Origin of the sequence: Nocardioides sp. NPDC087217 (assembly GCF_044744805.1) — a bacterium.
Taxonomy (GTDB): domain Bacteria; phylum Actinomycetota; class Actinomycetes; order Propionibacteriales; family Nocardioidaceae; genus Nocardioides.
This window is the reverse complement of sequence record NZ_JBIUZB010000001.1, coordinates 372,926-394,478: the sequence shown is the minus strand read 5'-3', so window position 1 is coordinate 394,478 and position 21,553 is coordinate 372,926. Positions and strand designations below refer to the sequence as shown.

Sequence of the window (21,553 nt, the reverse complement as noted above, 5' to 3'; positions counted from 1 at the left end):
CCTGGTGGGGACCAGGAGAATTCTGGAGAGATGACCAACCGTGCGATCGATGACTCGCGTTCGCTGCTGACTCTCGGCCGGGTGGACTCGGTGCGGGTCCAGGTCGGCTATCGGGCCAGCCCGGACGACCAGGTGGACCGGCAGTACCTGCTCGACCTGTCGGTCCCGGAGCCGGACGGCGGGGGAGGCGAGGATGTACTCGACGATCAGGAGATCCTCGCCGCGCTGGAGCCAGTCCTGTACGCCGGAGCCGACGCGCGACGGCACTACTCGCTGCACCAGCACCGATGGCACACCAGCTGGGGCGCCAGTCCGGGCGCCCTCGAGATCGGGCTGCTGGTGAACACCGGGCCTCGGACCACGGCCGTCTCAGAGGCATCGTACGACGGTGTGGCCCGCGCCTTTCGTGACGTGATGGAGGTGGTCGGCCAGCCGGAGCGGACGCCGACCTCGCGGGAGTCGGCGGTCCAGCGCACACTGCGCGCGGCCGCGACGGCGTACGCCGTGGACCCGGACGCCCTGTCGCTCCGTGCGGAGGAGCACCACGCGGCCGACAACTCCTGGATGCTCACCCTGCGCTCCACCGCGGGGGATGAGTACGACGTGGTGGTCGGTTTCGTCGAGGGGTACGCCGGTGCGGTGTCGGTGCGGCACGCACACCGGATCGAGGCGGCCGACTCCATCGGCCCCGAGTGACGTGGAGCCATGAAGTCGCCGCGCTACAGCCAGGGCGGGCGTCCGGGGCCGGTCGGGTGGGTGCCGGTGACGCCCATGACGACCGAGTACAGGCTGGTCTCGGCGGTGATGAAGAGGCGGTTGCGCTTGGCGCCGCCCCAGGAGATGTTGGCGACGGTCTCGGGGACGTTCAGGCGGCCGATGAGGGTGCCGTCGGGGTCGTAGCAGTGCACGCCGTCGTCCATCGCGGCGACCCAGAGGCGGCCGCCGTCGTCGAAGCGGAGGTTGTCGAAGCGGGCGTCGTCGCGGGCTCCGGCGTCGGCGAAGACCTCGCCCTCGGCGAGAGTGCCGTCATCACGTACGTCGAAGACCCAGATCTTGCCGGCACGGGTGTCGGAGACGAAGAGCTGGCGCTCGTCGGGGGAGAAGACCAGCCCGTTCGGGGCGCCGAAGCAGTCCGCGACCAGGCGGACCTCGCCGCTTGCGGGGTCGATCCGGTAGACGTTGTTGGAGCCGATCTCGCTCTCGGCGCGGTAGCCCTCGTAGTCGCTGGTGATGCCGAAGTCTGGGTCGGAGAACCAGATCGAGCCGTCTGACTTCACGGTCGCGTCGTTGGGGCTGTTCAGGCGCTTGCCCTGCCAGTGCTCGGCCAGCACCGCGATCGTGCCGTCGTGCTCGGTCCTGGTGACCCGGCGGTTGCCCTGTTCGCAGGTGATCAGCCGGCCCTCGCGGTCGAGGGTGTTGCCGTTGGTGTGCCCGGCGGTGCGGCGGAAGACGCTCACGTCTCCGGTCTCCTCGTCCCAGCGCAGCATCCGGTCGTTGGGGATGTCGCTCCAGACCACCTGACGCCAGGCGGGCACGTAGATCGGCCCCTCAGCCCAACGGCACCCGGTGAAGAGGACCTCCAGCGCCTCGTCGCCGTTCATGCACCGTCCGGCGCGGAACCGGTCATCGAGCATCTCGTACAGCCCAGGGCGATCGCTGCTCATGGAGTCCACTCCTCAGTTTCCAGAACGCCGAATCTGAATCGGCCTGAGATGAAGACTGCAAGATCAGATATGGTCAGCGCAAGACATTTCTGAACGGAGAACCTGTGGACCAGATCGATCGCGAGCTGCTGGCCGAGCTTCAGAGCGACGCCACCCAGTCCTATGCTGCGCTGGGCCAAGCGGTCGGCCTCTCCGCGGGCGCGGCTCACGAGCGCGTACGCAAGCTGCGTGAGAGTGGCGTCATCCGGCGCACCACCGCCGACGTGGACCCGGCCGCCGTGGGCAGCTCGGTGCTGGCGTACGTCATGGTCGACTCCACGTCGTGGATGGGAGAGTCGGCGGAAGCGTTCGCCGCGCTCCCGGAGATCGTGGAGGCCCACATCATCGCGGGCAGCGCCTCCGTGCTGGTGAAGGTGAGGACCGCGACCACCGAGCAGCTGCAGGACGTGCTGCGCCGGATCTACGCCATCGAGGGCGTCAGCGGAACGCAGGCGACGGTCGTCCTGGAGACCTTCTTCGAGCGGCCGCTCTCGCCGGTGGTCGCGGACCAAGCCTGATGTCAGGCGGGCACCTTGTCCAGGAAGCCGCGTACGTCACGGATCCGCTGGTCGGCGTCGACGACGACCACGTCGAAGCCGATGACGACCGGCTCCGCGCCGGCCGGTCCCAGACCCCACTGGAACCGGGCCTGCTGGTGGTGGGTGTCGACGGTCCCCACGGGCGTGAACACGAAGTCCGGGAACTGCGCGCGTACGGCCTGGATGGTCGCCCCGACGGCCTCGCGGCCCTGCACGTCGGCGAGCGGGTCCACGTAGACGCAGTCGTCGGACCAGTGCTCGGCCAGCAGCTCGGTGAGCACCGACTCGTCGGTGGCGTTCCAGGTGTCCAGGTAGCGCGTCACGATGTCGTTCATGGTGTCTTCCTTCTCTCGGATCGGGTTGCCAGGAGAAGGGTCGCCGCTGGTCGGTGCGCCGGTCGATAACCTCCGAGGTCATGGCCCTCGGAATCCAGGGTTGGCTAGCCTCGGGCCGTGATCTCAACCGCGACGTCACCGTCAGCGTCGGTCGGCAGCGAGCTGCGCCGGTGGCGCGAGCTGCGGTCCTTGAGCCAGCTCGCGCTCGCCACGCAGGCCGAGGTGAGCACCCGGCACGTGAGCTACGTCGAGAACGGTCGCTCCCGGCCGACACCGGAGATGATCGTCCGGCTGGCCGAGGTGATGCGGGTGCCCATGGCCGAGCAGAACCGGCTCCTGCTCGCCGGGGGCTTCGCCCCTCGCTATCCGCACCGTGCCACCGATGACGACGCGCTCGCGCCGGTGATGGCCGGGCTCCGCAGCCTGTTGGACGCCCACGCGCCGTACCCGGCTCTGCTCCTCGACGAGCACTGGGACATCGTCGATGCCAACCAGCCCGTCGACGGACTGCTCGACGGCTGTGACGCCAGCCTGCTCGAGCCTCCGCTGAACGTGATCCGGCTCTGCCTGCATCCGCGAGGACTCGCCCCGCGTATCCGCAATCTGCCCGTCTGGCGAGCCCACCTGCTCCACCAGCTCGGCCGCCGCATCACCCACACAGGCGGTGACCCGGCCCTGGTCGCTCTCCGCGACGAGGTCACCGCCTACCACTCCGGCGACGAGCCGTCCGTCCGGCCGCTGGCCGACCCGGTCGTCCCGCTGGAGATCGACGCGGGCGGCCACGCGCTGCGCTTCTTCAGCGTCGCCAGCCAGATCGAGAACGCCTCGGACGTCACTCTCAACGGCCTCCATCTGGAGACCTTCGTCCCCGCCGACGACCGGACGCGACAGCTGCTCAGCCGGTGACCAGTCGGATGGCGCGTGCGGCTCAGCTGTCGAGGGGCATGCGTACGCCGGTGAGCTCCTCGGAGACGGTCCAGAGCCGCTGCTGGGTCTGCAGGTCGTAGGAGAACGGGCTGGAGGTCACCAGCTTCGGATGTCCGCGGACCTCGCCCCGGCCGCCGGGCCCGTAGTACTGGCCGCCGATGACGGCGGGGTCGGTGGCGGCGCGCAGCGTGGGCAGGGCGCCCATCTCGGCCGGCTGGGCGATCAGCGGTGCGAGCCAGGTGAAGGGCACCCGAAGCGCGGCGGGGGTGTTGCGGGCGAGCTCGGTGTTGGACCCGCCGGGATGAGCGGCCACCGCGACCGTGGTGCCGTGCGGTGCGAGCCGGCGCTGAAGCTCGTAGGTGAACATCAGGTTGGCGAGCTTGGCCTGGCCGTACGCCGCGACGCGGCTGTAGGAGCGCTCCCACTGAAGGTCGTCGAAGTGGATGTCGGCCCGGATGCGGTGACCGATGCTGCTGACGGTGACGACCCGGGACCCGGGGACGGGGAGGAGGCGGTCCAGCAGCAGCCCGGTGAAGGCGAAGTGGCCCAGGTGGTTGGTGCCGAACTGCAGTTCGAAGCCGTCCTCGGTGGTCTGCTTCGGCGTGTACATCACGCCGGCGTTGTTGATCAGGAGGTCGATCCGCGGATGGGCGGCGCGAAGGTCGGCCGCAGCCGATCGGATCGACTCCAGAGAGGTCAGGTCGAGGACCTGAACGGAGACGTCGCCGCCGATGCGCGCGGCGGCCTGCTTCCCCTTCTCGACGTCGCGGACGGCCAGGACCACGTGGGCGCCGTGCTCGGCGAGCATCCGGGCGGTCTCGAAGCCGAGGCCGGTGTTGGCGCCGGTCACGATCGCCACTCGGCCGTGCTGGTCGGGGATGTGCTGATCAGTCCAGGTGTTGCTCATTGTCCGCTCCCTAAAGAACCATCGGTCTGTTACAACCAACTTAAGAGACCAGTGGTCTGATGTCAAGGGACCGGCGGTCTTTAAGTTAGTCTGGGGCGGTGACATTCCAGCGGGCACGAAGCGACGAGCAACGAGAGATCCGCCGCCGGGCGATCCTGGACACCGCGGCGGCGATGCTCGACGAGATGCCGGTGGCCGAGGTGAGTCTCAACGAGCTCAGCCGGCGGGTGGGGCTGGCCAAGTCGAACGTGCTGCGCTACTTCGAGTCGCGTGAGGCGGTGCTGCTCGAGCTGCTGGACGACTTCTTGGGAGCGTGGCTCGAGGAGCTGGCCGAGGAGCTGGCTGCGGGTGTCCAGGCCGAGGCGTCACCGGAGGTGCGGGCGGACCAGCTGGCTGAGGTCCTCAGCCGGTCGCTGTCGGGGCGGATGGTGCTCTGCGACCTCTTCGGCGCGCAGGGTGGCGTCCTCGAGCACAACGTCTCGGTCGAGGTCGTCAAGCGTCACAAGCGCTCCACCCACACGCACCTCGTGACCATGCTCGACCTCGTACGCCGCCACCTGCCCGAGCTCGGCGACGGTGCCCAGACGTTCTGCATGATGAGCCTGATCTCGGCGGGCGCCCTGGCGGCGTACGTCCCGCCGCCGCCCAGCGTCCTCGCCGCCTATGCGGACGAGCCGGACCTCGGCGTACTGCATCTGGATCTGCACGACGCCCTGCGCACCTCGTTCACCGCGGCGCTCGTGGGCGTGCTGCCACGCTGACCTACCCCTTGATCAGCCGCATGGTCTGGTGCGAGAGCAGTCTGTTCACTGCGGGCAGCCGGGAGATCGTCCCGACGATGAGGGCTTCGTACGCATCGGGGTCGGCGACCTGGACGCGCAGGTAGTAGTCCGGCTGGCCGAGCATGCGTCGCATCTCGGTGACCTCGGGGACGGCGACGGCGGCGGTCTCGAAGTCCTCGATGGTCTTGCCGTCGTTGACGGCGATGTCGATGGCAACGATGACCTCGAACCCGCGTCCGCCGCTCTTCGGGTCGATGCTGGCGTGGTAGCCCTTGATCACGCCGTCGCGCTCCAGTCGCTGCACCCGGCGCAGGCATGGCGCCGGGGTGAGCCCGACCCGTCGGGCGAGCTCGGCGTTGCTCAGCCGGGCGTCATCCTCGAGCTCGGCAATGATTGCTCGATCCAGGTCGTCAATCGCATGATCATTGCGCACAGCGGCACTTTAGCATCGCCAATGGGCAACCCAAGGACGTCAGAACTTTCCTAGGCTTGCGGCATGCAAGTGATGGAGATGGAGACGGCGCACCGGGAGCTCGCGGGGACCCGCGAGGAGGTCGCCGCCGGGTGGAGGACAGTGCTTCCCGCGTGTGTCGCCGTCGTCCCGCTCGGGCTCGCGCTCGGCGTACTGGTGGTCCAGTCCGGGCTCGCCTGGTGGTGGGCGCCGGTGCTCGGCGCGGTCGTGTTCGCCGGCTCCATGGAGTTCCTGCTGGTCGGCCTCCTTGCCGCCGCCGCGCCGCTGGCGCAGATCGCCGTCAGCACGCTGCTGGTGAACTTCCGGCACGTCTTCTACGCCATCACGTTCCCGATGCACCGGGTGCGCGGCCGTGGGTGGAAGGCCTACAGCACCTTCGCGCTGACCGACGAGGCGTACGCGCTCACCGCGACGCCGGAGGCGGCCGAGTGGTCGCGGACCAGGATCGTCAGCATCCAGGCGTTCTTCCACCTGGCGTGGGTGCTCTGCGTGGCTGCCGGCGCCGGGCTGGGATCGCTGATCCCGCCGCAGGTGGTCGGCCTCGACTTCGCGGTCACCGCGCTGTTCGTGGTGCTGGGGATCGAGGCGTACAAGGTCCGGAGGTCGGTGCCGATCTCAGTGCTTGCCCTGGGCTGCGCGATCGTCGCGGCGCTGATCTCGCGCGACAACATGCTGCTGATCGCGATGGGCATGTTCTGTGCCGCGCTGGTCTGCTCGTACGTCCTGGCTGCCGGTAGGAGCAGGCGTGGCTGATCCCTGGTACGTCCTGTCCGCCGTCCTCGTCTCCGCGGCCGTCACCTGGACCCTTCGCGCGGCTCCGTTCGCGATGCTCGCTCCGCTGCGGCACAGCGCGCTGCTGGCCTACATCGGCGACCGGATGCCCGTCGGCGTGATGGTCATCCTCGCCGCGTACACCCTCCGTGACACCGACCCTGCCGTCCTGGCCTCTGCCGGACCGGCCGCCCTCGCCCTCGCGATCACGATCGGGCTGCACCTGTGGCGAGGCAGCATGACGCTGAGCATCTTCGCCGGCACGGCAGCGTACGTTCTGATGACCTCGGCCATCGCGGCCTGATCATCAGCGATCGGGGACTACGGTGTCCGCATGACCGTAGAGAACAGTGCCAGGAAGTCTCGTCAGCGAGGCGACGGACGGAACGGGTTCGAACGCTTCGTGGAGGTGGTCACCTCTGTGGTCAGCCATGCTCCCTTCTTCTATGTGATCGTGGCCGTCCTGCTGGTGTGGGCGGTGAGCTTCCCCTTCTGGTCCTCGAGCACCAAGTGGGAGCTGGCCGTGCACACGGGTTCGTCGGTCCTCTCGCTGCTGTTGCTGGTGCTGCTCCAGAACGCCGGGCGGCGCTCGGAGGAGGCCTCCCACGAGAAGCTCAACGTGATCGCCTCGGCCCTCTCTGATCTCATGGAGTCCCGGGCCCGCGACGACGAGGACCTTGCCGACTCGGTACGGATCCTGCGCGAGGCCGTGGGGCTCGAGGAGCGACACTGAATACTCCCGAGACCACCTGCTGAGAAGGAGTGCACATGACAGAGCAGACGATTCCTGAGCCGGTCGCCGCCTTCATCGAGGCCGTCAACAGGCATGACGAGTCCGCGTTCCTCGACGCCTTCACCGAGGGTGGAGCTGTCGACGACTGGGGCCGCGTCTTCACCGGACGAGAGCAGATCAAGGGGTGGAGCGACAACGAGTTCATCGGCGCTCAGGGGACCCTCGCCGTCGAGGAGGTCGAGGCCGAGGACGGCACGGTGACCGTGATCGGCGACTGGCGCTCCACCCATGCCAACGGCCGCTCGAAGTTCGTCTTCGACGTCGACGGCGACCGGATCACCACGATGACCATTCGCGAGGGCTGACCCGCCTTGACCTCGATCCGCTGGGGGAGCGGGCGCTGGACCCATCCGCCCGTCGCCGCTGTCGAGCGCGGCTCCGACCTGCTCGTCACTGCCGCCGAGGGGAGCGACGCGTGGCGTACGACCTCCTACGGGTTCGTCCACGACAGCGAGCACGCCCTGCTGGCTCCCTTCGACCAGGACACCGCTTTCGAGGTCGAGTTCACGGCGGCGTTCTCGCAGCAGTTCGACCAGGCCGGGATCTTCGTACGCGTCAGCGAGACGCACTGGGTCAAGGCGGGCGTCGAGTACGCCGACGGTCGTCCTCAGCTCGGTGCCGTCGTCACCGACGGCACCTCCGACTGGTCACTGGCGCCGGTGCCCGACTGGCGCGACCGCAAGGTCCACATGCGGGTCAGTCGATCCGGTGACGCGCTCACCATCCGAGCCGCGGTCGACGGAGGCTCTCTTCAGCTCGTCCGACTCGTTCCATTCGCTCCGGAGTTCGTCGCCGAGGCCGGGCCGTTCACCTGTGCGCCCACGCGGGCAGGGCTCACGATCGCCTTCCACGCCTGGCGTACGACTGCGGCGGATGCCGCCCTGCACTGATCGTCGCCCTAGTTGATGATCTCGGCCCGTTCGTCGGTCCGGATCGCAGCGAGGCGGTCGCGCCACATCTGCAAGGCTTCAGGCGTCAGCCGGGTCCAGTCGTGGACCTCGGAGACGATCCGGAGCGGTGCCTTGCTGCGGTAGGAGCGGGTCGGGTTGCCGGGGAACTTCTTGTCCGTGACGTTGGGGTCGTTCTCGTACTCTCCGGTCGGCTCGACGAGATAGACCCGTGGCTCGCCGTCGCCGGGGGCGATCTCGGCGGCTAGGCCGGCGCCGTCGGGGAGCGCGGTGAAGTAGATGTGGTTCATCACCACCTCGGGCTTGTAGTTCGACCGGAAGCCGGGGGTGAGTAGATCTCCTTCGCGCAGATCGGCCTTTGTGCCGTGGTAGAACGGCCCGTCGTCCAGCGGCTCAGTCATGGTTGGAGGCTATCTGAGGGCTGGGGTATTCGTGCTTGGGTTCCAGCGTGGGTGGGGCCAATACGTTGTCTGGGTTGGGGGATTTAGAAGCAGGGTGTCTGGGTGGGTGCCATTCGGGTGTCTTGCGGGCTTCCGGCAGCGGTCTGGGTTTTGGTTGGGATATCTGTCCCTGATTGGGTTTTGCGACTTTTTCCGTGGCTTGGTTTTGTCTTGTGTGGTAGGCTCGGCGCAGGCGTAAACGTGAAGGCCGACCACCTCGAAAGAGGCGTGCCCTATCCATCCGAGACACAACGGGGGTGGGGTAATCCAGGGGAACCAGGGGCGTGCACGCTGAGCTGCGAGGGTAAGTAATAGCCCGTACTGCCGGGCCTCCGAGACCAGCGAACCAACCGGGATTCTGCACAGGCAGAAACCCTTGAGTTCGTACGTCGGGAGGTGACCGTGTCGATGACCATGCTGCAGCAGCCCCAGCACCCTGTGCTGGGGGCCGTGGTCGCGGTCACTGCATCGCTCGAGGGCGTCGCGGAAGGGAACCCCTCGTTCATGGCCGCCGATCAGAAGGCCACCACGCTGCTCGAGATCGCTCGCGCGAAGGCGCAGTTGGCTGAGCTCGAGCTCCGGGTGCTCGCCACCGCCGATGACGTGGCCGCCGAGAGCGCGGCGCGGGATGTGGCGGCGTGGCTGCATCACCACACCCACCAGCGCCCCGAAGCACTGCGCGCCGACCTCCGACTGGCCCAGGCACTGGACCGCTCCTATGGGCTGGTGGCGGCCGCGATGCGGGCCGGGGACTGCAACCCGGCCCAAGCCCGGGTGATCGTCGACGCCCTCGACGACCTCCCCGCCGACCTCGACCCCGAGATCAAGACCAAGGCCGAAGAGGCCTTGGTCGCTTACGCGGCCCGGTTCGACCCCACCCAACTCCGTCGCCTGGGGCGGCGGATCCTCGATGTCATCGCCCCGGAGGTCGCCGAAGCCGAAGAAGCCCGACGCCTTGCGGCCGAGGAAGCCCACGCCCGCAAGAAGACCCGACTCAGTATGCGGCGCCTCGGAGATGGCACCACCCGGATCACGGCGGTGGTCCCGGATGCAGCCGCGGACCGGCTCGCCACCACCCTGGGGGCCTTCGCCTCACCCCGACGCGATGACGGCATCCGCACCGAGACCGGCGAGTACCTGCCCTACGACCGCCGCCTGGGACGCGCGTTCTGTCAGATGCTGGAGACGATTGACCCGGCCCGGCTGCCGATCCACGGCGGGGATGCGACCACGGTGATCGTGACCATCGACCTCGACCAGCTCCGCAAAGAGGCCGGCATCGCCCAGATCATCGGCGGCAGCCCGATCACCGCCGCCCAAGCCCGCCGCCTGGCCTGCACCGCAGGCATCATCCCCGCCGTCCTCGGCGGCGCCTCCGAGGTCCTCGACCTCGGCCGCAAGGAACGGTTCTTCACCGCCGCCCAACGCCGTGCGCTCCTGCTCAGGTCAGCGACCTGCGAGGCCGAGGGCTGCGACATCCCCGGCACCTGGGCCGAAGCCCACCACTGGATCGAATGGGCCCAAGGCGGGGCCACCGACCTCGACAACGCCGCCCTGCTCTGCTCCCATCACCACCACCGCGCCCACGACCCGGAGTACCTCCACGAACGCCTCCCCAACGGCGACATCCGATTCACCCGACGCACATAGACCCCGGCCGACCTCAGCTGAGCCGAGGGTGTGAAGGGCCTGTGCGTCGTACGGTTGCCACCATGAGCGTCATCCCGATCGGGCCGAACCCCGAAGGCATCAGACGCGCGGAGCCGGCGGACGCCCCAAGGCTGAAGGAGATCGCGCTGGCGGCGTACGCGAGGTATGTGGAGCGGATCGGGCTCGAGCCTGGGCCGATGGGGGCGGACTACGAAGAGGCGATCGAGTCCGCCGAGGTCTGGGTGGCGATGGCTGATGGCGATGTTGCCGGATACGCGGTCACGAGGCATCCAGGGGATGCCGGGGTGCTGTTGGAGAACCTCGCGGTGGCGCCTGGTCATCAGGGGCGGGGGATCGGACGAGCACTGATCGCTCACGTCGAGTCCCGCGCGATGGCCGGCGGCGCGGCGTACGTCGAGCTCTACACGCATGAGGCGATGACCGAGAACCGGCGGCTCTATGCGCGGTTGGGGTATGAGGAGACCGGGTACGTCGTCGAGGATGGCTACCGCCGTGTGTTCATGACGAAGACAGTCTGATGCGGGTGTCGGTGGTCGGATCCTCGGGTTCGGGTAAGTCGACGGTCGCCCGGAGGCTGGCGGAGACTCTTGGGGTCCGGTACGTCGAGCTCGACGCGATTCATTGGCGGCCGGGATGGGTCGAGGAAGAGCACGACGTGTTCGTGGACAGGGTCCGCGAGGCGACCCGCGGTGAAGCCTGGGTCATCGACGGGAACTATCAGAGCAAGGTCGGCACCCTGGTGTGGGGACCGGCGGAGCTCGTCGTGTGGGTGAACCCGCCGCGGTGGCGGGTGATGGTGCAGGTCATCCTGCGTACGTTGCGGAGAGCCGCGAGGCGTGAGGAGCTCTGGAACGGCAACCGCGAGGGTTGGGGCGGTCTTCGTCTCTGGGATCCGAGCGACTCGGTGATCCGCTGGGCGTGGGACTCGTATGCTCCGCAGGTGAAGCGTTATGAGGCCGCGATGGCCGATCCGCGCCATTCTCACCTGCGGTTCGTGCGGCTCCGCTCGAGGCGGGACGTCGAACGGTTCCTAGAGAACGCCGGCGTGCAGGATCTCGACGTCGAGTGCTGACAGCTGCTTGATCACACCATCGGTCGGGCTGGCGTCGGTGATGATGCCGGTGACCTGACCCCAGGGGAGCACCCGGTAGGGGGAGGCGGTGCCGATCTTCTCCGAGGAGGCGAGGACGTACGTCTCGGCCGCACGCGCGGCGAGGGCGCGTTTCATGGCGGCGTCCTCGGCGTCGCCGGTGGTGAGGCCGGCCTCGGGGTGGACGCCGGTGACGCCGATGAGGCAGAGGTCGGCGGAGACGTTCTGGGCTGCTTCGACGGCTACGGCGCCACAGGCGACGGCGGAGTGCTTGAAGACCGTGCCACCGAGGAGGAACAGGTCGGCGCTCGGGTGCTGCAGGAGGGCCGAGGCGACGGTCGGGCTGTTGGTGATGACGGTGCACTCCACGTCTCGGGGAAGTGCCTCCGCGACGGCGAGCGCGGTGGTGCCTCCGTCCAGGATGAGCGTGCTTCCGGGACGTACGAGGCCGGCGGCCGTGGCTGCTACCGCACGCTTTCCGCCGGGCTCGACGCTGTGGCGGGTGGTGTAGTCGACGACCGCCGGGGAGACGGGGAGCGCACCACCGTAGACGCGCTGGCACAGACCTTCCGCGGCCAGGTCGCGCAGATCGCGGCGGATGCTGTCCTCGGAGACGCCCAGGTCGACGGCGACGTCCTTGGCCACGATCTTGCCTGTTTCATCCAGAATGCGCAGAAGATGAGCGCGGCGCTGTCCAACGAGCATGCACGTTCCTTTCTGTTTGTGCACAGTATTGCATGTAGTCTGACGCCATGACGACACCGAAGCCGATGCTCATCCTCATTGCCGGCCCCTATCGTTCCGGCACCGACGGTGACCCCGCGGCCATGGCCGCCAACCTCGAGCGGCTCGAAGCGGCCGCCTGGCCGATCTTCGCCGCCGGCCACATCCCGATGATCGGTGAGTGGGTCGCGCTGCCCGTGCTGAGCTCGGCCGGTGCCGGGCCCACTGACCCCCTGGCGGAGGAGGTCCTCTACCCGACCGCCGAGCGGCTGCTTCAGCGCTGCGACGCCGTCCTCCGGCTTCCCGGGGAGTCGGCCGGAGCCGACCAGGATGTGGCGATCGCCGAGCGCCGAGGGCTTCCGGTCTACTACGACATCGCGGAGGTCCCGACGATCGAGGCCCAGCGCGCATGAGCCGCCGTCCAGGCATCGAGGTCCCCGACCATCGAGGCCGCATCGGTCTCGACCGCGCCGGTCGGGAGCTGACCCGCAACCCCGACGTCGTGGTCCGAGACGTCGAGCTGACCTCGCAGGGGTGGCACGTACTCAGGCGCACGACGTTCGACTACCGGCGACGGGACGGGCGCTGGGAGACGCAGCAGCGCGAGACGTACGACCGTGGGAACGGCGCCGTGCTCCTTCCCTACGACACCGAGCGCGGCACGATCCTGCTGACCCGGCAGTTCAGATATCCGGTCTACGTCAACGACCATCCCGACGGGCTCCTCATCGAGGCGGCCGCGGGGCTGCTGGATGCCGACGACCCGGTCACCGCCATCCGCCGGGAGAGCGCCGAGGAGCTCGGTATCAGCCTCACCGACGTCGACCACGTCTTCGACGCCTACATGAGCCCCGGGTCGGTGACCGAACGGCTCCACTTCTTCGCGGCGGCCTACACGCAGGCAAGCCGCATCGGAGACGGGGGAGGAGTCGCCGAGGAGGGCGAGGACATCGAGGTGCTCGAGCTCGACTTCGCCGAGGCGCTGGCGATGACCCGGGACGGCCGGATCATCGACGGCAAGACGGTCATGCTCCTGCAGTGGGCCGCCCTCGACGGACCTTTCGCCCGCGTCAGGAGTCGGCAGGCTTACGCGTGAACGTCAGGTGGGTGACACCGCTGGGTGTCGAGACCGCCTCGATGTCGTAGTCGTTCTCGGTGCCCTCCAGGCCGTCCCAGACGCGTACGCCACGACCGAGGACGATCGGCACCTGAACCAGGTGCATCAGATCGACGAGCCCGGCGGCGACGAAGTCCCGCACCACGGTCGCGCCGCCCCCGAGGCGTACGTCCTGACCGTCGGCCGCCTCGAACGCGGCCGCCAGCGCCTCGGCCGGGGGCGCATCCAGGAAGTAGAAGGTGGTGCCGCCCTCCATCTCCACGGGCGGACGCGGCCGGTGGGTGAGGACGAAGGTCGGCGAGTGGAACGGCGGGTTGGAGCCCCACCAGCCCTTCCACTCGGGGTCGTCCTGCCATCCCGGCGGACCGAACTTGTTGGCGCCCATGATCTCGGCGCCGATGCCCTGGCTGTGCCGCTGCGCGAAGGCGTCGTCCGCGCCCGCGCCGCCGGACGAGTCCCAGTAGCGGGTGGCGAACATCCATTCGTGAAGGCGCTCGCCGGCATGGCCGAACGGCGCCTCGGCCGACTGCGGCTCCCCGGTCGCGAAGCCGTCGAGCGAGATCGAAAGATTGTGGACTCTGGTGAGTGGCATGGGTTCCTCCGTGAACCATGACGTCGAGGTCAGCTCGGCATCTGATCGAGCGTACTGCTCGAGGTTTAGCCGCGGAGGTGATCGAAGAGGATCTCCATGGACGCCTCGAGATGGCCGATGTCGCCTGTCGAGCGCAGCACCAGCACGCCGCCCTGGATCCCGGCGATCATCGCGGCCGCGCAGCGCACCGGGTCGATGGCGGCGCGGATCAAGCCGGAGGCCTGCATGGTGCGGATCCCGCGCTCGACCTCGGCCTGCCATCGTCCGATGAGGGCCGAGATGACCACAGGTGCGCCGGGCGTCTCCGCGAGCTGGCTCATCAGCGAACCCAGCGGACACTGCTGTCCCTGGGCGCGGTAGCGGGCGAGAACGGTCTCGCGCCATCGTTCCCAGGCTTCCCACGTGTCGAGAGCCGAGAGGTAGGGCTGCTGGTCCTCGATCACCTGGTCGGCCTCATAGCGGGCGACCTCGAGGAACAGCTCCTCCTTCCCGCCGGGGAAGTAGTGGAAGATCTGGCTGTTGCTCGTCCGGGTGACAGCTCTGATTTCCTCGAGCGTGATCCCGCCGGGGTCCTGGGTGCGCAGGTGAGCGGCCGTGCCTTCGATGATCTCTGCGCGTCTCCTCATGCCCTTCGGCGTCAGCCCCATGCCGTTCTCATTCCTCGAAAAAACTGGACTTGTGAGTCCAATTTACGCTCTCTACCGTCGCAGACATGACACACAGATTCTCTGGGAAGACGGCTCTCGTCACCGGCTCGACCAGCAACATCGGACGCTCGATCGCTCAGCGTCTCGCCGCCGAAGGCGCGCACGTGATCGTGTCCGGCCGCAACGAACAGCGTGGTGCCGAGGTCGTCGAGGCGATCCGTACGAACGGCGGCCGCGCCGACTTCGTCGCCGCGGACCTCGACGGCAGCCCCGAGGCGAGCCGGACCCTCGCCGAGCAGGCCCTCGCTGCGCTTGGCGGGCGGCTCGACATCCTCGTCAACAACGCCGGGATCTTCCCGCCGGCCACCACCCTCACGGCCGACGCCGACATGTTCGACCAGGTGTACGGCGTCAACGTGAAGGCGCCGTTCTTCCTGACCCAGGCGCTTGCGCCGCAGATGCAGGCCGCCGGGGGAGGCGTCATCATCAACCTCGGCAGCTGGGTCGCGCGGCTGAGCCTGCCGCTCGGTGCCCTGTACGCCTCGACGAAGGCGGCCATGGAGACCCTCACGCGCGCGTGGTCCGCGGAGTTCGCCGACAGCGGGATCAGGGTCAACGCGGTCTCGCCCGGTGTCATCCGCGACCCCGCTCTGGATGGCCCTTGGGCTGCCGACGGACTCATGACCGGCACCCCGGCGGGTGGCTCGGGCGGTCCGGACGCGATCGCCGCGGCCGTTGCGTACCTCGCCTCCGATGAGGCCGAGTTCGTCCACGGCGCGGTGCTGGACGTCGACGGCGGACGTACGGGCGTGGCGGTCGTCGCGGCCTGACCATCCGGCCCGGTGTGGCGCCGTGATCCAATTCAGGGGTGCGGCGCCACCACGGAGCGCGGCGTGACTCGGAGGGTGAGGATGACCGGTTCGTTCTGGTGGGACCTGGCGATCGGCATCGCGGCGGCGCTCCTGCTCACCTGGCTCTGCCTCATCGTCGCGCTGCTCGTCGTCCGCCCGCGTGGCGACCTGTTGCGTGAGGCACTGCGGATCCTGCCCGATGTGGTGCGGCTGCTGCGTCGGCTCGCGACCGACAGATCGATGCCTCGCGGCGTACGGATCAGGCTCGGGCTGCTCATGGTCTACCTCGCTCTGCCGATCGACCTGGTGCCCGACTTCATCCCGGTTCTGGGCTACGCCGACGACGCGATCATCGTCGCCGCCGTCCTGCGCGGCGTCGTACGTCGCGCAGGGATCGACGCGGTTCGCGCCCAGTGGCCGGGCACCGACGACGGGTTCGCCGCGCTGGTGCTGATCGCGGGCCTCGACTCGAAGTAGGCCCTCGCGCCCTCCCTGCTCAGCGGACGGGAGCGCTGCTTCGTCCCTGCGCCCGACCGCTGAGCTCGGCGTCGAGCGTCATCTGCGCCACTCGCATCTGCTCGGCGTGGACCGGATCTTGGAGACGCTGCCAGATCACGTCCTCCGGTACGTCCTCGACGTGGCGGACGACCCACCAGATGTTTCCGAACGGATCCTTGATCCGCCCGCCGCGCTGACCGAACGCGTTGTCGCTGATCTCGGTCACGACCGTCGCGCCCCGCTCGACGGCCCGCGCGAAGGAGGCGTCGGGATCAGCCACCCACACCCGCAGAAGACTGGGCATCACCGGCCATTCCGGACGCCGGTCGAAGGCCAGCACGACGGTGTCGCCGATGCGGATCTCGCCGTGGCCGATCGATCCGTCCTCGGTGGCCACGCGACCGATCTCCTCGCCGTCGAACACCTCGGTGATGAAGTCGAGCAGCGCACCCGTGTCGTCGGAGACGACCCATGGCGCGACGGTCGTGTAACCGGCTGGGACGTGAGGGCTTGTGGCTGTCATGTCGATCTCCTCGGGTCGGCGATTGCATGCATGACTCTAGGAGTGGATCAGGTCAGATACCGGCCTGAATACAGGGAGGCAAAGAGACGAGCAGACGTACGCTGGGTCGGTGGCCGAGCGAGTCGAACGGGAGCGTGTGGTCGCTTTCCGGCTGGCATCCCACCAGCTCGACGCCCGGGGCGGAGAGCAGAGCCTGGTGGCGGCTGCGGGACGGTGCGGTATCCAGAACTCTCCTCCCGGGTCGGCGCTGCTGGCGTTCCACGCACGGATCGACGGTGTCTCGGCTGACATGGTTGCCGACGCCGTCGAGGGTCGGGAGCTGTTGCTGACCTGGAGCATGCGGGGTGCTCCCTACTATGTCCCGACCGCCGAGGCGCACGTCTTCACGACAGGGGTGCTTCCCATGACCGAGGATGCGCGGCGTCATTTCCTGCTGGGTGCCCAGCCGGCGGTGGACAGACTCGGGCTGACCCTCACCGAGGCCGTCGACCTCGTCGCAACGGCCACCCGTGAGGTGCTGTCGGGACAGCAGCTGGCGATCGACGAGCTCGGAGCCGAGGTGGCCGCACGGATCACCCCCGAGCTGACGGACCGGCAGCGAGCGGTGTGGAACGAGGAGGGGCCTTACGCCGAAGGGCAGCCCATCGGGGAGGCGGTGGTGCATTTCTGCGTCCGCCTGCTCGCGCTGCAGCGGACCGTCTGCTTCGCACCACGCACCGGGAACAAGGCTCCGTTCGTCCTGACCGAGGAATGGCTCGGACGTCCTCTCGAGGAGACGGATCCAGTGGCGTGCCGCCGCGAGCTGCTCCGGCGCTACCTGCGCTGCTACGGCCCGTCGACCCGAAGCGACTTCGCGACGTGGCTGGGCGTGCGGGCCGGTGATGTCGATCCGTGGTGGAGCCAGCTCGAGGATGAGCTGGTCGAGGTGGACTTCGGTGGCCGGGCCTGGGCCCTCGCCGCCGATCTCGACGCACTCCGAACGGCGAGGATGCCCACGGGCGTGCGGCTTCTTCCGCCGCGAGATCCCTACACCCAGCTGCGCGATCGAGACGCCATCGTGGGCAGGGCCCATCACCGGGACGTCTGGAGAACCGTCGGCGACCCCGGAACGATGCTCGCCGACGGCGAGATCGTCGGCACCTGGCGCGCACGCAAGAGCGGGCGGAGGCTCCGCGTCGACCTCAAGGCGTTCGAGGCGCTGAGCCGACGCCATCAGGACGCCCTGGTCGCGGAGGCGGAGAGCATCGCACCGCTGCGGGAGGCGTCGTCGGTGTCGGTGGACGTCACCACCTACTGACCGCGATGGTGCTGGAATAGGGCGATGTCGTCTGCTCCCCGTGTCGTCGTCTGCGGCCCCGCGTCCTGGAACCACCTGATCGAGCTCGACCGGCTGCCCGAGCCGGTGCCACACATGCAGTTCGCGCGCCGCGCGTGGCACACGGTCGGCGGCACCTCCGCGGGCAAGGCGCTGCATCTGGCCGGGCTCGGCATCGACGTACGCCTGTGGGCGTCCGTCGGCGACGACGAGGACGGCGCGCGGCTGCGGGAGCGGCTCGAGCAGGCGGGGGTCGTCATGGAGGCGATCGCAAGCGAGCAGACCGAACGGCACGTCAACCTGATGGCCGAGGGCGGGGGCCGGGTCTCGCTGTACGTCTCGACCCCGTCGACCCCATCCGCCGAAGCGGTCGAGGCGGCGGTGAGCGCGGTCGCCGCCGCGGATCTGGCGGTGATCGACCTGAGCGAGCTCGGCCGGATGGTGCTCGAGGCCGTGCCGTCGCCGCGCACCCCGCTCTGGATGGATCTGCACGACTACGACGGCGCCACCGCCTTCCACGAGCCCTTCCTGCGCGCGGCCGCTGGCGTGTTCATGAACGACGACGGCACCGAGGACCCGTGGGGGTTGATGGCCTCGTGCCTCGACCGCGGTCCCGGCCTCGCCGTCTGCACCCTCGGCGCGAAGGGAGTGATCGCGCTCGAGGCCGACGGGACCCGGCACGAGGTCGCGGCGACACCGGCCACCGTCGTCGACACCAACGGTGCCGGCGACGCCTTCATGGCCGGCTTCTTGGCCGCGCGGCTGCGTACGGAGCCGGTGGACGTCGCCCTTCGTGCCGCCGCCGAACAAGCCAGGGTCGCGATCGAGACCGAGCACCTCCACCCGGTCCTCGCTCGGTAGGCCGTCCGCCGTCAGGCGTGAGGAGAGAGCCCGGTCAGCATCACGTCGAGGAGCAGGTCGCGGTCGGTTCCGTCGCCCAGTCGGACGGCGTGCTCGACGCCGCAGACGAGCCGCTGCAGGTGGCTGGTGGTGATGTCGGGACGCACGGCGCCATCGCGGATGGCCGCCTCGAGGGTGGTCTCGGCGAGACCGAAGAGCTCGTCACGGAGCGCGCGTGCGGCCGGTGAGACTTCCTCGGACAGCAGGATCGCCTGGAGACCCTCGTGCTCGACCTGAAACAGGGCGGCGCTGCGTACGAAGGTGGTGAACGCCTCGCCGGGATCGGGCATCTCGGCCGCCGTGCGCGCCCGGGCGACCAGCTGCTCGAGCGCATCGAGGTTGAGTGCCTCCACGAGGGCGTCGACCGTGGCGAAGTGGCGGTAGACCGTCGCGACGCCGACGCCGGCTGCACGCGCCAGTTCGTTGAGGCGCAGGTCGGCCACCGGTCGCGCGCGGGCCGTGTCGAGGATCTTCGCGCGGGAGCGAGCTGCGTCCGAACGTAGCGGGGACATGGGCACAGTCTACGCGATTCGGATGAGTTATCCGCTTTGGGTATACCCTGAAACGGATCATCTATCCGATTAGAGGAGCATTCATGACCTGGGACCCCATTCACCTGCCCGATCTACGTGGTCGCGTCTATGCCGTCACCGGCGCCACCGGAGGAATCGGCTACTTCGCCGCCGAGCAGCTCGCCTCGGCCGGCGCCGAGGTGGTGCTCGCCTCGCGCTCGCCCGAGAAGATCGACGTCGCCGCGGCCGCGATCCGCGGGCAGGTCCCGGAAGCGGTCACCAGCGCGGTCGCCTTCGACCTCACCTCGCTCGCGTCGGTCGCGGAGGGCGCCGAGCAGCTCGCTGCGCTGCCGCGGCTCGACGGGATCTTCCTCAACGGTGCCCCGATGCAGCTCGCCCGCCGGGCCAGGACGACGGACGGCCTGCCACTCATGACCGGAGCGCACACCGTCGCCAACTTCGGCCTCGTCGCTCGGCTCCTCTCCACGCGGGCCACCGGGACCGCCTACCCGCTCCGGATCGTGCATGCCTCGACCGGGTTCGTGCGGCGCTTCCACCTGGACGTGTCCGACCCGCGGGCGACGCCGCGCACCGGCATCGCCGCGTACGTCAAGGCCAAGACGCTCACCGAGATCTTCGGCTACGAGCTCGACCGCCGGCTCCGCGCAGCGGGGCTGCCCGTCGCCTCGATCCTCACCCACCCCGGAGTCGGGGTCGACGCGAAGACACCCCTGCGCGCCGGGATCCGGGACGACAGCGTCGGCTATCGGCGCAACCCGTACACGCCCTGGGCCCAGGGCAAGGACGCGGCGGCCTGGTCCGGGGTGCGCGCCCTGGTCGACCCGGACGCGGTCGGCGGCGACTATTTCGGTCCCGCGAAGATCGCCGGCCCTCCCGTACGCCTGACCCCGCTGCCGCACACGATCGACCCGGGGCCGGGCGTCGTCGCGCGCGTGTGGGAGGCGCTCGAGGAGATGGCCGGCGTGACCGTCGACTTGTCCTCCCCGGGAGCTACCCGCACCTCACCTGCAAACCCGTCAGGGTCGCGGGCTCAGAACGGGTAGCGCGCCGGCTCACCCCGCATGGTGATCCACCGGGTCTCGGTGAACGCCTCGATGTTGGCCTCGGCGCCGCCGAACCGGGACCCGGTGCCGGACGCGCGCACGCCACCGAACGGCGCGTTGGCCTCGTCGTTGACGGTCTGGTCGTTGATGTGGACGATGCCGGTCGGGATCTGCTCCGCGACCGCGAGGCCACGCATGACGTCCTTGGTGACGATGCCGAGGGACAGGCCGTACTCGCTGGCCGCCGCGAGCTCGATCGCGTCCTCGACGGACTCGACCTTGGTCACCGGTGCGACGGGGCCGAAGACCTCTTCCGCGTACGCCGGCGCGGTGATCGGGACGCCCGCCAGGACGGTGGGCCGGTAGAAGAGATCCTCGTACGTGCCGCCGGCTGCGATGACGGCTCCGGCATCCGCCGACGCAGTGACCAGACCGTGGATCTTGTCGCGCTGGCCGGCATCGATGACGGGGCCGAGAGCGACTTCGTCGGTGGCGGGATTGCCGACCGGTAGGTGGCTGGCCTTCTCGGCGAGGGCCTCGACGAAGTCGTCGTAGATGCTGGCAGCGACCAGGTGTCGGCCCGTCGTCATGCAGATCTGGCCTTGGTGGAAGAACGAGCCCCACGCCGCCAGGTTGACGGCGGCCTCGACGTCGGCGTCATCGAGGACCAGCAGCGCGGAGTTGCCGCCGAGCTCGAGGTGGGCACGCTTGAGGTGTCTGCCCGCCAGCTCACCGATGCGGCGGCCGACGCCGGTGGAGCCGGTGAACGAGATGACCCGGACGTGGGGATCCGTGATCAGCGCTTCGCCTACGTCGGCGCCGCCGGGCAGCATCTGGAGCACTCCCGGGGGCAGGCCGGCCTCCTCGAAGATGCGGGCCATCAGCGTGCCGCCGGTCACGGCGGTGCGCGGGTCCGGCTTGAGGATGACGGCGTTGCCGAGGGCGAGGGCAGGGGCGACCGAGCGGATGCCGAGGATGATCGGCACGTTGAAGGGGGCGATGACGGTGACCACCCCAGCGGGCATGCGGCGTGTCATCGACAGACGCGGCTGTTCGGACGGGATGACTTCGCCGCTCGGACGGCTCGGGAGGCTGGCAGCCTCGTAGCACTCCTCGGCCGCGACGTGGAGTGCGAACCCGGCCATACCGGGTACGGCGCCGACCTCGCGGACGTTCCACCCGGTGATCTCCTCGGCATGCCGCTGCCACAGGTCGCCGGCGCGACGCAGGACGGCGGCGCGTTCCGGGTGGGGGAGTGCGGCCCACTCGAGCTGGGCATCGGCGGCTGCTGCGGCGGCATCCGCCACGTCGGCCGCGGTGGCCAGCCCCATCCTGCCCAGCTCGGCGCCGGTGGCCGGTTCGACGACGGCGTAGTCGCCTCCTCGCCCGGGTTGCCAGGCGCCGGCCTTGAGGATGTTTCCGGACCAGTCGACGGAGTCGAGAACGGACATGGTGTGCTCCTGAATGTCGGGT

Annotated in this window: 30 protein-coding genes; 19 read left to right on the top strand and 11 right to left on the bottom strand. The window is 69.2% G+C overall.

Features of this window, described 5'->3' with window-relative positions:
* Positions 1-30 precede the first annotated feature (30 nt).
* A complete protein-coding gene (locus tag ACIO3S_RS02085) occupies positions 31-696 on the top strand; it encodes a hypothetical protein (RefSeq protein WP_400458881.1) in 666 nt (221 codons plus the stop codon).
* A 23-nt stretch (positions 697-719) separates the two neighbouring features.
* Here ACIO3S_RS02085 and ACIO3S_RS02080 read toward each other — a convergent pair whose 3' ends face one another.
* Positions 720-1,664: an SMP-30/gluconolactonase/LRE family protein gene (locus ACIO3S_RS02080; protein ID WP_400458879.1), complete on the bottom strand. Its 945-nt coding sequence runs from the start codon at positions 1,662-1,664 to the stop codon at positions 720-722.
* A 104-nt stretch (positions 1,665-1,768) separates the two neighbouring features.
* On the opposite strand from ACIO3S_RS02080, the gene ACIO3S_RS02075 reads away from it, so the two are divergent.
* A complete protein-coding gene (locus tag ACIO3S_RS02075) occupies positions 1,769-2,221 on the top strand; it encodes an Lrp/AsnC family transcriptional regulator (protein WP_160024846.1) in 453 nt (150 codons plus the stop codon).
* A 2-nt stretch (positions 2,222-2,223) separates the two neighbouring features.
* Here ACIO3S_RS02075 and ACIO3S_RS02070 read toward each other — a convergent pair whose 3' ends face one another.
* Positions 2,224-2,577 (bottom strand): nuclear transport factor 2 family protein, encoded by a 354-nt coding sequence (locus ACIO3S_RS02070; RefSeq protein WP_400458877.1) that lies wholly within the window; start codon positions 2,575-2,577, stop codon positions 2,224-2,226.
* Positions 2,578-2,694: 117 nt separating this feature from the next.
* On the opposite strand from ACIO3S_RS02070, the gene ACIO3S_RS02065 reads away from it, so the two are divergent.
* Positions 2,695-3,483, top strand: a complete 789-nt coding sequence (locus ACIO3S_RS02065; protein WP_400458876.1) for a helix-turn-helix domain-containing protein — start codon at positions 2,695-2,697, stop codon at positions 3,481-3,483.
* Between the two features lie 22 nt (positions 3,484-3,505).
* On the opposite strand, the gene ACIO3S_RS02060 is transcribed toward ACIO3S_RS02065, so the two are convergent.
* Positions 3,506-4,411 (bottom strand): SDR family NAD(P)-dependent oxidoreductase, encoded by a 906-nt coding sequence (locus ACIO3S_RS02060; RefSeq protein WP_400458875.1) that lies wholly within the window; start codon positions 4,409-4,411, stop codon positions 3,506-3,508.
* A 98-nt stretch (positions 4,412-4,509) separates the two neighbouring features.
* Here ACIO3S_RS02060 and ACIO3S_RS02055 point away from each other — a divergent pair, with 98 nt between their 5' ends.
* Positions 4,510-5,172 (top strand): TetR/AcrR family transcriptional regulator, encoded by a 663-nt coding sequence (locus tag ACIO3S_RS02055; protein ID WP_400458873.1) that lies wholly within the window; start codon positions 4,510-4,512, stop codon positions 5,170-5,172.
* A gap of 1 nt (position 5,173) precedes the next feature.
* Here the strand turns inward: ACIO3S_RS02055 and ACIO3S_RS02050 are convergent, their stop codons facing one another.
* Positions 5,174-5,626, bottom strand: a complete 453-nt coding sequence (locus ACIO3S_RS02050) for an Lrp/AsnC family transcriptional regulator (protein WP_350838185.1) — start codon at positions 5,624-5,626, stop codon at positions 5,174-5,176.
* A gap of 63 nt (positions 5,627-5,689) precedes the next feature.
* On the opposite strand from ACIO3S_RS02050, the gene ACIO3S_RS02045 reads away from it, so the two are divergent.
* From ACIO3S_RS02045 to ACIO3S_RS02025, 5 genes are read left to right on the top strand one after another with little or no spacing between them, the layout of a single operon-like run.
* Entirely contained in the window at positions 5,690-6,418 is a 729-nt protein-coding gene (locus ACIO3S_RS02045; protein WP_400458871.1) for an AzlC family ABC transporter permease, read from the top strand.
* Positions 6,411-6,740 (top strand): branched-chain amino acid transporter permease, encoded by a 330-nt coding sequence (locus ACIO3S_RS02040; protein WP_400458869.1) that lies wholly within the window; start codon positions 6,411-6,413, stop codon positions 6,738-6,740. Before ACIO3S_RS02045 ends, ACIO3S_RS02040 begins: the two co-directional genes overlap by 8 nt.
* A 30-nt stretch (positions 6,741-6,770) precedes the next feature.
* Positions 6,771-7,169, top strand: coding sequence for a low affinity iron permease family protein (locus ACIO3S_RS02035; RefSeq protein ID WP_400458867.1), 399 nt, complete (start codon positions 6,771-6,773; stop codon positions 7,167-7,169).
* A 35-nt stretch (positions 7,170-7,204) separates the two neighbouring features.
* Positions 7,205-7,534: a nuclear transport factor 2 family protein gene (locus tag ACIO3S_RS02030; RefSeq protein ID WP_400458865.1), complete on the top strand. Its 330-nt coding sequence runs from the start codon at positions 7,205-7,207 to the stop codon at positions 7,532-7,534.
* Between the two features lie 6 nt (positions 7,535-7,540).
* Positions 7,541-8,119 (top strand): DUF1349 domain-containing protein, encoded by a 579-nt coding sequence (locus ACIO3S_RS02025; protein WP_400458864.1) that lies wholly within the window; start codon positions 7,541-7,543, stop codon positions 8,117-8,119.
* 8 nt (positions 8,120-8,127) lie between these two features.
* Here ACIO3S_RS02025 and arr read toward each other — a convergent pair whose 3' ends face one another.
* Positions 8,128-8,538: an NAD(+)--rifampin ADP-ribosyltransferase gene (gene arr, locus ACIO3S_RS02020; protein WP_400458862.1), complete on the bottom strand. Its 411-nt coding sequence runs from the start codon at positions 8,536-8,538 to the stop codon at positions 8,128-8,130.
* 447 nt (positions 8,539-8,985) lie between these two features.
* On the opposite strand from arr, the gene ACIO3S_RS02015 reads away from it, so the two are divergent.
* The 3 genes from ACIO3S_RS02015 to ACIO3S_RS02005 all read left to right on the top strand — a co-directional run bounded on the left by ACIO3S_RS02015 (position 8,986) and on the right by ACIO3S_RS02005 (position 11,320).
* The gene (locus tag ACIO3S_RS02015) at positions 8,986-10,227 is read left to right on the top strand and encodes a DUF222 domain-containing protein (protein WP_400458860.1); all 1,242 of its coding nucleotides are present in this window, start codon (positions 8,986-8,988) and stop codon (positions 10,225-10,227) included.
* Positions 10,228-10,289: 62 nt separating this feature from the next.
* The gene (locus tag ACIO3S_RS02010; RefSeq protein WP_400458858.1) at positions 10,290-10,766 is read left to right on the top strand and encodes a GNAT family N-acetyltransferase; all 477 of its coding nucleotides are present in this window, start codon (positions 10,290-10,292) and stop codon (positions 10,764-10,766) included.
* Positions 10,767-10,771: 5 nt separating this feature from the next.
* Positions 10,772-11,320, top strand: a complete 549-nt coding sequence (locus ACIO3S_RS02005; RefSeq protein WP_400458857.1) for an AAA family ATPase — start codon at positions 10,772-10,774, stop codon at positions 11,318-11,320.
* Here ACIO3S_RS02005 and ACIO3S_RS02000 read toward each other — a convergent pair.
* On the bottom strand, positions 11,279-12,043 hold the full coding sequence (locus ACIO3S_RS02000) for a DeoR/GlpR family DNA-binding transcription regulator (protein ID WP_400458855.1): 765 nt from the start codon (positions 12,041-12,043) through the stop codon (positions 11,279-11,281). The genes ACIO3S_RS02005 and ACIO3S_RS02000 overlap by 42 nt on opposite strands.
* A gap of 47 nt (positions 12,044-12,090) precedes the next feature.
* Between ACIO3S_RS02000 and ACIO3S_RS01995 the strand changes: the two genes are divergently transcribed.
* Positions 12,091-12,474 (top strand): DUF4406 domain-containing protein, encoded by a 384-nt coding sequence (locus ACIO3S_RS01995; protein WP_400458853.1) that lies wholly within the window; start codon positions 12,091-12,093, stop codon positions 12,472-12,474.
* Positions 12,471-13,157, top strand: coding sequence for an NUDIX domain-containing protein (locus ACIO3S_RS01990; RefSeq protein WP_400458852.1), 687 nt, complete (start codon positions 12,471-12,473; stop codon positions 13,155-13,157). The genes ACIO3S_RS01995 and ACIO3S_RS01990 overlap by 4 nt, the downstream gene beginning before the upstream one ends.
* Here the strand turns inward: ACIO3S_RS01990 and ACIO3S_RS01985 are convergent.
* The gene (locus tag ACIO3S_RS01985) at positions 13,132-13,770 is read right to left on the bottom strand and encodes a dihydrofolate reductase family protein (RefSeq protein WP_400458850.1); all 639 of its coding nucleotides are present in this window, start codon (positions 13,768-13,770) and stop codon (positions 13,132-13,134) included. The genes ACIO3S_RS01990 and ACIO3S_RS01985 overlap by 26 nt on opposite strands.
* A 65-nt stretch (positions 13,771-13,835) precedes the next feature.
* Entirely contained in the window at positions 13,836-14,396 is a 561-nt protein-coding gene (locus tag ACIO3S_RS01980) for a TetR/AcrR family transcriptional regulator (protein WP_400458848.1), read from the bottom strand.
* Between the two features lie 86 nt (positions 14,397-14,482).
* Between ACIO3S_RS01980 and ACIO3S_RS01975 the strand changes: the two genes are divergently transcribed.
* Positions 14,483-15,247: an SDR family NAD(P)-dependent oxidoreductase gene (locus ACIO3S_RS01975; RefSeq protein ID WP_400458846.1), complete on the top strand. Its 765-nt coding sequence runs from the start codon at positions 14,483-14,485 to the stop codon at positions 15,245-15,247.
* Positions 15,248-15,328: 81 nt separating this feature from the next.
* Positions 15,329-15,745: a YkvA family protein gene (locus tag ACIO3S_RS01970; RefSeq protein ID WP_400458844.1), complete on the top strand. Its 417-nt coding sequence runs from the start codon at positions 15,329-15,331 to the stop codon at positions 15,743-15,745.
* A gap of 19 nt (positions 15,746-15,764) precedes the next feature.
* On the opposite strand, the gene ACIO3S_RS01965 is transcribed toward ACIO3S_RS01970, so the two are convergent.
* A complete protein-coding gene (locus tag ACIO3S_RS01965; protein WP_400458842.1) occupies positions 15,765-16,289 on the bottom strand; it encodes a VOC family protein in 525 nt (174 codons plus the stop codon).
* A gap of 109 nt (positions 16,290-16,398) precedes the next feature.
* Here ACIO3S_RS01965 and ACIO3S_RS01960 point away from each other — a divergent pair, with 109 nt between their 5' ends.
* Positions 16,399-17,586, top strand: a complete 1,188-nt coding sequence (locus tag ACIO3S_RS01960; protein ID WP_400458840.1) for a winged helix DNA-binding domain-containing protein — start codon at positions 16,399-16,401, stop codon at positions 17,584-17,586.
* Between the two features lie 24 nt (positions 17,587-17,610).
* Complete coding sequence (locus tag ACIO3S_RS01955) at positions 17,611-18,465, top strand: carbohydrate kinase family protein (RefSeq protein ID WP_400458838.1); 855 nt, start codon at positions 17,611-17,613, stop codon at positions 18,463-18,465.
* Between the two features lie 11 nt (positions 18,466-18,476).
* On the opposite strand, the gene ACIO3S_RS01950 is transcribed toward ACIO3S_RS01955, so the two are convergent.
* Positions 18,477-19,016, bottom strand: a complete 540-nt coding sequence (locus ACIO3S_RS01950) for a TetR/AcrR family transcriptional regulator (protein WP_400458837.1) — start codon at positions 19,014-19,016, stop codon at positions 18,477-18,479.
* Between the two features lie 83 nt (positions 19,017-19,099).
* On the opposite strand from ACIO3S_RS01950, the gene ACIO3S_RS01945 reads away from it, so the two are divergent.
* Entirely contained in the window at positions 19,100-20,080 is a 981-nt protein-coding gene (locus ACIO3S_RS01945) for an SDR family NAD(P)-dependent oxidoreductase (protein ID WP_400458836.1), read from the top strand.
* Here the strand turns inward: ACIO3S_RS01945 and ACIO3S_RS01940 are convergent.
* The gene (locus ACIO3S_RS01940; RefSeq protein WP_400458834.1) at positions 20,068-21,531 is read right to left on the bottom strand and encodes a benzaldehyde dehydrogenase; all 1,464 of its coding nucleotides are present in this window, start codon (positions 21,529-21,531) and stop codon (positions 20,068-20,070) included. The genes ACIO3S_RS01945 and ACIO3S_RS01940 overlap by 13 nt on opposite strands.
* Positions 21,532-21,553: the final 22 nt, after the last annotated feature.

What these genes read in the sequence shown, in the direction of transcription:
- ACIO3S_RS01965 (WP_400458842.1), bottom strand. Translation starts at nt 16,289, where the DNA reads ATGACAGCCACAAGCCCTCACGTCCCAGCCGGTTACACGACCGTCGCG.
- ACIO3S_RS01975 (WP_400458846.1), top strand. Translation starts at nt 14,483, where the DNA reads ATGACACACAGATTCTCTGGGAAGACGGCTCTCGTCACCGGCTCGACC.
- ACIO3S_RS01940 (WP_400458834.1), bottom strand. Translation starts at nt 21,531, where the DNA reads ATGTCCGTTCTCGACTCCGTCGACTGGTCCGGAAACATCCTCAAGGCC.
- ACIO3S_RS02000 (WP_400458855.1), bottom strand. Translation starts at nt 12,043, where the DNA reads ATGCTCGTTGGACAGCGCCGCGCTCATCTTCTGCGCATTCTGGATGAA.
- ACIO3S_RS02030 (WP_400458865.1), top strand. Translation starts at nt 7,205, where the DNA reads ATGACAGAGCAGACGATTCCTGAGCCGGTCGCCGCCTTCATCGAGGCC.
- ACIO3S_RS01990 (WP_400458852.1), top strand. Translation starts at nt 12,471, where the DNA reads ATGAGCCGCCGTCCAGGCATCGAGGTCCCCGACCATCGAGGCCGCATC.
- ACIO3S_RS02085 (WP_400458881.1), top strand. Translation starts at nt 31, where the DNA reads ATGACCAACCGTGCGATCGATGACTCGCGTTCGCTGCTGACTCTCGGC.
- ACIO3S_RS02035 (WP_400458867.1), top strand. Translation starts at nt 6,771, where the DNA reads ATGACCGTAGAGAACAGTGCCAGGAAGTCTCGTCAGCGAGGCGACGGA.
- ACIO3S_RS02045 (WP_400458871.1), top strand. Translation starts at nt 5,690, where the DNA reads ATGCAAGTGATGGAGATGGAGACGGCGCACCGGGAGCTCGCGGGGACC.
- ACIO3S_RS01950 (WP_400458837.1), bottom strand. Translation starts at nt 19,016, where the DNA reads ATGTCCCCGCTACGTTCGGACGCAGCTCGCTCCCGCGCGAAGATCCTC.
- ACIO3S_RS02060 (WP_400458875.1), bottom strand. Translation starts at nt 4,411, where the DNA reads ATGAGCAACACCTGGACTGATCAGCACATCCCCGACCAGCACGGCCGA.
- ACIO3S_RS02080 (WP_400458879.1), bottom strand. Translation starts at nt 1,664, where the DNA reads ATGAGCAGCGATCGCCCTGGGCTGTACGAGATGCTCGATGACCGGTTC.
- ACIO3S_RS02010 (WP_400458858.1), top strand. Translation starts at nt 10,290, where the DNA reads ATGAGCGTCATCCCGATCGGGCCGAACCCCGAAGGCATCAGACGCGCG.
- ACIO3S_RS01980 (WP_400458848.1), bottom strand. Translation starts at nt 14,396, where the DNA reads ATGAGGAGACGCGCAGAGATCATCGAAGGCACGGCCGCTCACCTGCGC.
- ACIO3S_RS02070 (WP_400458877.1), bottom strand. Translation starts at nt 2,577, where the DNA reads ATGAACGACATCGTGACGCGCTACCTGGACACCTGGAACGCCACCGAC.
- ACIO3S_RS01955 (WP_400458838.1), top strand. Translation starts at nt 17,611, where the DNA reads ATGTCGTCTGCTCCCCGTGTCGTCGTCTGCGGCCCCGCGTCCTGGAAC.
- ACIO3S_RS02015 (WP_400458860.1), top strand. Translation starts at nt 8,986, where the DNA reads ATGACCATGCTGCAGCAGCCCCAGCACCCTGTGCTGGGGGCCGTGGTC.
- ACIO3S_RS01995 (WP_400458853.1), top strand. Translation starts at nt 12,091, where the DNA reads ATGACGACACCGAAGCCGATGCTCATCCTCATTGCCGGCCCCTATCGT.
- ACIO3S_RS01985 (WP_400458850.1), bottom strand. Translation starts at nt 13,770, where the DNA reads ATGCCACTCACCAGAGTCCACAATCTTTCGATCTCGCTCGACGGCTTC.
- arr (WP_400458862.1), bottom strand. Translation starts at nt 8,538, where the DNA reads ATGACTGAGCCGCTGGACGACGGGCCGTTCTACCACGGCACAAAGGCC.
- ACIO3S_RS01945 (WP_400458836.1), top strand. Translation starts at nt 19,100, where the DNA reads ATGACCTGGGACCCCATTCACCTGCCCGATCTACGTGGTCGCGTCTAT.
- ACIO3S_RS01970 (WP_400458844.1), top strand. Translation starts at nt 15,329, where the DNA reads ATGACCGGTTCGTTCTGGTGGGACCTGGCGATCGGCATCGCGGCGGCG.